This window comes from Mycobacterium sp., from assembly GCF_049683935.1.
Classification (GTDB): Bacteria; Actinomycetota; Actinomycetes; order Mycobacteriales; family Mycobacteriaceae; genus Mycobacterium.
Window position 1 is genome coordinate 1 of record NZ_JBAUJR010000473.1, and the last position, 1564, is coordinate 1564.

At 70.3% G+C, this 1564-nt stretch carries 1 protein-coding gene; it reads left to right on the plus strand.

The annotated features are described in order from the left end of the window. Positions 1-115: 115 nt before the first annotated feature. Positions 116-1564, plus strand: a 1449-nt coding sequence (locus tag WA965_RS26780) for a TPM domain-containing protein (protein ID WP_526448226.1), incomplete at its 3' end; no start/stop codon positions are given.

Here is a 1564-nt window from a genome sequence, read left to right on the forward strand (position 1 = left end):
CGAACTCGCTGTAGGGATCACGCGGGGTGAGATCAGTAGGCACCGACGGACAGTCTGCCAGGCCGAACGCGGAGTAATCGCTGCCCTGGTGGCCCGCGGCACTAGATTGGCGGTCATGCGTCCCGCCCGCCTGTTCGCCCTGTTGCTCGCCGTCCTCACCGCCGGACTGCTCTGCGCCCCGGGTGTTGCCGCCGAGCCGCCGTTCCGGATCCCGGACTACGTCACCGACCAGTCGGGCGCGCTGTCCGCGAGTGAGCGGGCGCAGGTGGAGACCGCCGTCACGCAGCTGTACGACGAGGAGCGCATCCGGCTGTGGGTGGTCTACGTCGACACGTTCGACCAGGGGGCCGTCGGCTGGGCCCGAAGCACGATGCAGCTCAGCGACTTCGGCGACCGCGACGCCCTGCTCGCGGTCGCTACCGTGGATCGCTCCTACGCGTTTCAGGTGCCGCTGGCGATCATGTCCGATTCCCGGACCCAGGCCCTGCAACGCGACGTGATCGAACCGGCGCTGCGCGACGACGACCTGGCCGGCGCCGCCGTCGCCGCCGCCGACGGTCTGGGCACCGAGGCATCGGGCTCGGGCTCAGGGGTTTCGTGGGTCGCCTTCGCGATCGTGATGGCGATCATGGCCGTCGCGGTGTTCGTGCTGTGGCTGTGGTCGCGCAGGAGACGCCGCAAGCGCCGGGAGGCCGAGTTCGCCGCAGCGCAGCGGGTCGACCCCTCCGACCCCAACGCGCTGGCACAGGTGCCGATCGACGCGCTCGACGAGCTGTCCAAGAAGATCGTCGTCGAGGTCGACAACGAAGTGCGCACCAGCGAGAGCGAACTGGCCCTGGCGGTCGAGGAGTTCGGGGAACGCGACACCGCGGCGTTCACCCGCGCGGTGACCAACGCCAAGACCACCCTGGCCCAAGCGCTCAACGTGCGGCACATCCTCGACGACGCCGTGCCGGAGACCCCGCAACAACGTCGCGACCTGTTGACGCGCGTGATCGTCGCCGCCGCGAAAGCCGACCGGGAACTCGAAGCCCAGCGAGAGGCTTTCGCCCAGTTGCGGGACCTGCTGATCAACGCTCCCAGCCGCCTGGACACGCTCACCCAGCAGATGATCGACCTGACCGCCCGGCTGACCCCGGCCGAGCAGACGCTGGCCCGGCTCAACTCCCAGTTCGCCGAGACCGCACTGGTTTCGGTGTCCGACAACATCGAGGAAGCCAGACAGCGGCTGACGTTCGCCGAGCAGAACATCGACACCGGACGCGATCTGGTCTCGCGGCCCGCCGGCCGGCAGGGCGGGCTGATCGACGCCATCCACGCCGCCGAGGCCTCGCTCGGGCAGGCCCGCACCCTGCTCGACGCCGTGGACAGTGCCGCCACCGACATCAACCGAGCGGTGGCCGGCCTGCCCGCGGTGATCGCCGACATCCAGAACGGCATCAGTCAGGCGGGCGCCCAGCTGGCACAGGGCGATGTCGCGGTGGCCACCGCGCTGAGCACCGCCCGTGACGCCGCGGTGCAGGCGGTGTCGCATGCGCAGAGCGCGGGCAACGCCGATCCACTC